Source organism: Pseudomonas sp. CM27, from assembly GCF_013179515.1.
In the GTDB taxonomy this organism is placed as follows: domain Bacteria; phylum Pseudomonadota; class Gammaproteobacteria; order Pseudomonadales; family Pseudomonadaceae; genus Aquipseudomonas.
Window position 1 is genome coordinate 1 of record NZ_JABMCN010000308.1, and the last position, 6,325, is coordinate 6,325.

The following is a 6,325-nucleotide window of genomic DNA, read 5'->3' on the forward strand; positions in this document are numbered from 1 at the left end:
AGGCTGGCTTCCAGGCCGGCGGGTTCGAAGGCGGCCAGGTCGGCTTCGGGCAATGTCCACGGCTGGTCCTTCAAGGCCACGCGGTAGTGCTTGAGCATCGCCGGGTAGGCCGGGCGCACGCCCAACGTCCACTCGCGTTCGAACGCGGTGGCCGGTTCGTTCGGTAATTGCAGGCCAGTGACGCGCACGTGCACCTTGCCCTGCCCCAGCCCACCCTGGGCCTGTACCGGGATCATCAGCGTCGAGCGCTGGCCCTCGGCCAGGGCAACGTTTTGCACAGCATTGGTGGCCAGGCTCAGCTGCCCTTCAGTGCTGATGTCCACATTCAACTGCTGGGCGCGGCCCGACAGGTTGGCCAGGTCCAGCGCCAGGCTGGTACGGTCACCACCGGCCAGGAAGCGCGGGGCCGATAGCTCGGCAATCAGTGGCGCGGCAACCACCGTCTTGCCTTCGGCCATGCCGAAATGCTCCTCGGTCCAGGCCTGGGCCATCAGCCGCAGCTCGCCATTGAAGTCAGGAATATCGACCGTGGCCTGGCCCTCGCCCTTGTCGTCCAGGGTAACGGGCAGGCTCTGCTGGGCAACGATGGTCACCGTGGTGTTGGGGCGCTTGCCGCCCTTGGCCATGGCCGCATCACCGCCAAATGCCAGGCTGGCCAGGCGGCCCTGGCCGGCTTCGATCAGCTGGCCATAAATGTCCAGCTGGTCGGCGCCGTAGGCTTTGCGCCCGAACAGGCTGGCGAACGGGTCGGGGGTCTTGAAGTCGGTGATGTTGAGAATGCCCACGTCCACTGCCGACAACAGCACGTGTACTTGCTTTGGCACGCTGCCATCGGCGTTGGCGGCCTTGAACTTCACGGTCAGCGGCTGTTTGGGGCGCATTTTTTCCGGCGCCTGCAGGCTCAGCGCCAACTTGCGTTCAGCCCTGTCCAGCGGCAGGTGCAACACGCCGACGGCGCGTTTGGGCGTGGCGTTGGCCTTGCGCTCGCCGGGGCGAATCACCAAGGCGCTGATGTACAGGTCATGGCGGGCCCAGGCCTTGTCCAACGGCACGTCGAAGGCCTTGCCTTCGGCGGGCACGTCGATCTCCTGCCACCACAGCGGGCCATCACTGGATTCGATCATCAGGTAACCGGTACCGGCAGCAGGTGGCGTAACGGTAACCTTGGCCGTGGCGCCGTCAGCGTAGGACGGCTTGTCCAGCGCCAGCTTGACCTGGTCCGGGCGCACCGCGCCGCCTTCGGCGTTGTCCTGGGCACGGTAACCGGCCCAGAAGCGCTCGCTGGAAACCAGGCCCGTCTGCGGGTCTTCCACCTCGACCCGGTAAGGCCCCCACTCCACCTGGAAGCTGAGCTTGGCTGTGGAGCCGGCCTTGACGCTGATGGTCTCCTCGCTCTGGGTGAGGAATTTCTCGTTGTAGGCGTAGCTCCAGCCATCGCTCTGCGAGTAGTTCCAGTAGTAGTCGCGGCGTTCGCGAATCAGCCTTACCTTGAGGTCGTTGGCCGCCAGCTTGTTGCCGTCGGGGTCGGCCACCAGGAACTCGAATTCAACCGGCCCGTCACTGTCGGTTTCCTCGCCATCGAACAGCCCGCGCAGGCCTGGCAGGCGTTCACCGGGCCAGATCGGCTGTTCCAGCCGCCGGGTGATCGGTCGGCCACCAGACTCCTGCAGGCTGGCCTGTACGGTCAGCTGCAGTGGCGAGCGGGCTTCGGCCCAGCGGCTTTCAATATCCAGTACAGCCTTGCCAGCTTGGTCGAGGGTCACTTCGTCCAGCTCCAGGTCCTGGTTCAACTCGGTTTCGCTCACCGAGCCGAACTGGTAGCCAGGCAACGCCGGCACCGCCTCGCGCAGCGGGCGCACATAGGCCTGGCCACTCAGGCGATTGCCAGCGGCCGGGGCGCCATAGAGGTAGCGGCCATTGACCTGGATGCGGGCATTCTCGTCAGGCGAAAGCGGTGTGCTGCTGCCCTTCAGCTCCAGCGCCAGGCGCTCGGGCAGGAAGTCTTCGACCAGGAACTCGTACACCTGCTTGCGCCCGCCGCCCAGGTCGAGCAGCAGTTGCCAGCGACCGGTCGGCGCCTCGCTGGCCAGTTGCAACTGGTACTGGTACAGGCCACTGGCATCAGCTTCCCAGACGAACTTGCGGCTGACCTGCTCATCCGGTCGGCGCACTTCGACGCTTACCGGTTGGGCCTTGACCGGCTTGCCGTCCTGGTCGCGCAGCAGGCCGTTGAGCAGCACTGTCTCACCCGGGCGATACAAGTCGCGCGGGCCGAAAATGAACAACTGCAGCGGGTTGGCCAGCGGCCCGGTGATGTCGAACTCGGCCAGGTCCAGTGCGGCGGTATTCAAGCGCAGCAGCGTGGTGTTGACGCCTTGGGTGGCGATCAGGGTGTCGGCCTTCGGCGAGATCGGCAGTTGCGCATGGCCCTTGCCGTCGGTAGTGGCCTGGGCCAGCAACTTGCCTTTCTCGTCATGGATTTCCAGGTTGACCCCGTTCATCGCCTTGCCGCCTTCCAGGGCTTGAGCGAATACGTCGAGGCGGTCGCGGTAGCGATGCGCCGAAACCCCGATGTCGCTGAGGGTGAACAAGGTTGCCGGCTGCGAGTAGTCGTAGGTGCCCGAGGCGCGCATTACCGCCAGGTACACGCCCGCTTCCTGCAGCGGCTTGATGCCGGCAATTGGCAGCAGCACCGTCTCGCGGGTGTTGCGCGCGGGGTTGAGGTCGAAGCGGCCGCTGTAGACCAGCTCGGCCATGTCCAGGGTTTCCTTGGACTGGTAGTAGTACAGGCTGCTGTTGCGCCCCCAGCTGGCCAGGAAGCTCGAGAGCATGGCCGGCTTGACGCGGAAGAACTCGACATCGACCTTGTCGACGTTCAGGGCAATGACCGGTAACCCCTCAGCCAGGCGCGTGGGCAGCAGCGAGCCGCGGCTGGCAAAGCCGATGGTCGGCTGCATGTCGCGGGTTTCCAGGCGGGTGATCGATTCGCTGTCCAGCTGCTTGCCGTTGACTGCCAGCAGGCCTTTGTCGACGGTCAGTACCAGCTTGCGCTGCGGCTCCAGGTGGCGCAGGCGCAGTTCCATCTGGTTGTCGGAGAGTTCCCAGGCGCCGTCGAGCTTGCCTTTGACGGTGTCGACCAGGTGCACCTTGCTGGCCAGGTCCTGCTTGGCATCCAGCGGCGCAGAGAAGCTGATCGACAGCGTGGCTGCGCCGTCGAGCTGCACTTCCGACACATCCAGCACGCTGAGCTCGCGGCCCTCGTAGCGCTTGGCGAGTGCGGCCGGGTCTTCGCGCCTGGCTGCCGGGGCTTCGGCCGGCGTGGTGGCCAGCGGTTTTTCGGCGGGCGCCGGTTTGTCCGGCGTCGAAGAGTCACAGGCACCGAGCAAAGCCAGCGCGCAGGCCAGCAACAATCCTTTGTTGAACATGGAGTATGAACTCTTGGGCAGCGTGTACGTGAGGGGGGCAACTATAGCTCGCTGAGACCATGTTCGCGCGAATTGGTTGCCTGGCCGTTACACTGTGGCCATTCCGAAAAGCGGGGGCGCGAGCCTGCTCCTGATCGATCAAGGACTCCAATGCTGCAACTGACCACCGACTGGCGCCACCGCCCCACCCACCACAAGGTCTGGGCGCTGGCCGCACCGATGATCCTGTCCAACATCTCCGTGCCTTTGGTCGCCCTGGTCGACAGCACCGTCATCGGCCACCTCCCCCACGCCCACCAGCTGGGGGCGGTGGCCGTGGGCGCGACGATGTTCACCTTCATGGTCGGCCTGATGGGCTTCCTGCGCATGGGCTCCACCGGCTTCGCCGCCCAGGCCGCCGGCCGTGGGGACGGCGCGGCGCTGCGCCAGGTGCTGGTGCAAGGGCTGCTGCTGGCGTTCGGCTTCGCCCTGCTGATCGGCCTGCTGGCGCTGCCCTTCAGCCAGCTGGCACTGCACGCCATGCAACCCAGTGCGGCCCTGCAGCAAGCTACCGAAGACTTCTTCCACACCCGCCTGCTCGGCCTGCCTGCGGCACTGGCCAGCTACGCGCTGGTCGGCTGGTTCCTGGGCACGCAGAACGCCAGGGCGCCGCTGGCCGTCCTGCTAACCACCAACCTGCTGAACATCGCCTTGAACCTGTGGTTCGTGCTTGGCCTGGATTGGGGCGTGCTGGGTTCGGCACGGGCGTCGGTGATTGCCGAGTGGAGCGGCGCCCTGCTTGGCCTGGCCCTGACCCGCCCGGCCCTGCGCGCCTACCCTGGGCATATCGTATGGACGGCGCTGAAGCGCTGGCAGGCCTGGCGCCCGCTGCTGGCGGTAAACCGCGACATCTTTCTGCGCAGCCTGGCGCTGCAGTTGGTGTTCCTGCTGATCACGGTGCAAGGCGCGCGCCTGGGTGAGGCCACCGTGGCGGCCAATGCCCTGCTGCTCAACGGCCTGTTGCTGACGGCCTATGCCCTTGACGGGCTGGCCCACGCGGTGGAGGCCCTGTGCGGCCACGCCATCGGCGCTCGTCACCGCGACACCTTGCGCCGCTCGCTGGTAGTGGCCTGCGGCTGGTCGCTGATCACCAGCCTGGGCTTCGCCGGGTTGTTCCTGCTGGGTGGGCACCTGTTCATCGACCTGCAGACCGACATCGAGAGCGTGAGGGCCGCAGCCTATCCGTACCTGCCGTACCTGGCGCTGCTGCCGTTGATCGCGGTGTGGAGTTACCTGCTGGACGGGCTGTTCATCGGCGCGACCCGGGCGCGGGAGATGCGCAACGCGATGCTGGTGTCGTTGGTGATTGCGCTGCCGGTTGCGCTGGCCATGAGCGGAATGGGCAACCATGGGTTGTGGTTGGCGTTTCTGGTGTTCATGGCGCTGCGCGCAGGGACGCTGGGGTGGGTGGGGTGGCGGTTGCAGCAGAGCGATCGTTGGCTGGGATGATTGGCCACAGGAGATCGTTATCCTTTGTAGGAGCGGCCTTGTGTCGCGAAATGAGGGCGAAGCCCTCACCTGCGGCTTCACAGCCACACACAATCCCAATGCGGATAATCGCCGGCACGTCGCACCAGGCCAGCCCTTATGGGATTGGCAATAATATAACGGGCAGTCGCTCTGATCTCGTCTTCCTTGCGCAACGCCCGGTCATGAAAACCAGGTTGCCAGATGTGCTTTCGTTCGACGCCTTGCCGGTAAAGCGCGCAACTGCTACGCGACTTGAAGGCACACATGAGTTTGCTCAAGCTGGTCGGCCCAAGCTCGATAAGCCAATGCAAATGGTCCGGCATCAGGACCCACGCCAGAGAGCGGCAACTTCCATCTTGATCACTCGCGCGCAGTTGCTGGATTGCCGACCGCGCGAAGATCAGGTTTGCGAACAGAGGTAGTCTATGGCGCGTGATGGTGGTCAGCAGGTAGAGCCGACCAGGCTCTGAATAGCGCCCTTGGCGCAAGCGGTGATTACCTTGACGATCCATGTCGAACTCCTTTGAAGATTGCATTCGAAGGATAGGTGTGGGGATGTCGGAAAGTGCCGAGGGATCATTACCGCGTATGACGCGGTGAGGGCTGCGCCCTCATTTCGCGACACAAGGCCGCTCCTACAAAAAATCGCGATGCCATGGGACGGTATCGCGGCCCCTGCTGGAGCGGCCCCCAGGGCCTCAGGACGACAGGTACGAAGACCGGGTCAACCCCAACCGCAGCGCATCCAGGTACTGGGTCCGCTCACGCGCAGTGATCTTGGCGCTGGCCACCTTGTCGCGGTAGTGGGTCATCAACTCCTCCGGCGACAGGTGCACATAACGCAGCATGTCTTCGATGGTGTCGTGGGTCTCGATGCCGGCGTGGTACACGCTGCCGTCGGCGTTCTGGTAGATGTTCACCGAGTCGGTGTCACCGAACAGGTTGTGCATGTCACCGAGGATTTCCTGGTAGGCACCGACCAGGAACACACCCAGCAGGTAGTCCTCGCCATCCTTCAGCGCATGCACCGGCATGCTGGTCTCGATGCTCTGCTCGTCGACGTACTGGTTGATCTTGCCGTCGGAGTCGCAGGTCAGGTCCTGCAGCACGGCACGGCGCAGCGGCTCTTCGTCCAGGCGGTGCAGCGGGATGATTGGCAGCACCTGGCCGATGGCCCAGGTGTCCGGCAGGCTCTGGAACACCGAGAAGTTGCAGATGTACTTGTCGGCCAGCTTGTCGTTGAGCTCGTCCAGCACCTGACGGTGCGAGCGCTGGCGGGCCTTCAGCGAGTTGTGCAGGCGGCGGCACACGGCAAAGTAGCACTGCTCGGCCAAGGCTTTCTCGGCCAGGGTGATCTTGCCATCGGCATACTGCGCAGCCACGTCACCCAT

At 64.9% G+C, this 6,325-nt stretch carries 3 protein-coding genes and 1 pseudogene; 1 reads left to right on the forward strand and 3 read right to left on the reverse strand.

Annotation, left to right across the window (positions count from 1 at the left end):
* Nucleotides 1–3,425: alpha-2-macroglobulin (locus tag HP547_RS26340; protein ID WP_172288348.1), on the reverse strand; the 3,425-nt coding region annotated here is incomplete at its 3' end.
* 150 nt (nucleotides 3,426–3,575) lie between these two features.
* On the opposite strand from HP547_RS26340, the gene HP547_RS26345 reads away from it, so the two are divergent.
* On the forward strand, nucleotides 3,576–4,913 hold the full coding sequence (locus tag HP547_RS26345) for an MATE family efflux transporter (protein WP_172288350.1): 1,338 nt from the start codon (nucleotides 3,576–3,578) through the stop codon (nucleotides 4,911–4,913).
* 77 nt (nucleotides 4,914–4,990) lie between these two features.
* On the opposite strand, the gene HP547_RS26350 is transcribed toward HP547_RS26345, so the two are convergent.
* Nucleotides 4,991–5,446: a transposase gene (locus tag HP547_RS26350; protein ID WP_172288352.1), complete on the reverse strand. Its 456-nt coding sequence runs from the start codon at nucleotides 5,444–5,446 to the stop codon at nucleotides 4,991–4,993.
* A gap of 186 nt (nucleotides 5,447–5,632) precedes the next feature.
* Nucleotides 5,633–6,325: pseudogene (locus tag HP547_RS26355) on the reverse strand (arginine decarboxylase); the annotation flags it as partial.